At 65.5% G+C, this 762-nt stretch carries 1 protein-coding gene; it reads left to right on the forward strand.

All coding sequences use genetic code 11. The annotated features are described in order from the left end of the window. The coding region (locus ABW18_RS00035; RefSeq protein WP_049697015.1) for a transposase at window positions 1-759 on the forward strand (759 nt) is incomplete at its 5' end. Window positions 760-762: the final 3 nt, after the last annotated feature.

Consider the following 762-nt stretch of genomic DNA (forward strand, 5'->3'; position numbering starts at 1 on the left):
GTGCGGCGTCTGCGGTCGACTGACGCGTCGGGGCCGGTGCTGGTGCGGGCGGATTCAGCGTTCTACGGTCACCGCGCCGTCAGTGCTGCGATCGGTGCCGGCGCCCAGGTATCGGTCACCGTGCGCCAAGACTTGCGGATACGTGCGGCGATCAGCGAGATCGCAGCCGATGCGTGGACAAAGATCGAGTACACCGACGCGATTCTCGACGCGGACACCGGACTGTGGATCTCACGTGCCGAGGTCGCCGAGATAGCGTTCACCGCGTTCACCTCCAAAGCCAAAGCGCTGCAGGTTCCCGGGCGGCTGGTGGTGCGCCGTATCCCCGACTTCCGACCCGAGGGCGACGGCCTGTTCGATGTGTGGCGATTCCACGCCTTCTTCACCACCAGCGACCTCGACACCGTCACCGCCGACAAGACCCACCGCGCCCACGCGGTCATCGAACAAGTTCACGCCGATCTCAAAGCCTCCGCGCTCGCGCATCTGCCGTCGGGAAAGTTCTGCGCGAACGCCGCCTGGCTGGTGTGTGCGGTCATCGCGTTCAACCTGACTCGTGCTGCCGCCAGCCTCAGCGGCGGGCGTCTGGCCAAAGCCACCACATCCACGGTCCGCCGCACCCTGATCTGCATTCCGGCGCGTATCGCGTCCTCAGCCCGGCGCATCACCATGCACCTACCCGCCCGATGGCCGTGGGAAACCGAATGGAACCTGTTGTTCGACAACACTATTCACCGAAGACCGCCAACCTGGCCCTAACCA

Source organism: Gordonia jacobaea (assembly GCF_001186365.1).
GTDB classification, from domain to species: domain Bacteria; phylum Actinomycetota; class Actinomycetes; order Mycobacteriales; family Mycobacteriaceae; genus Gordonia; species Gordonia jacobaea.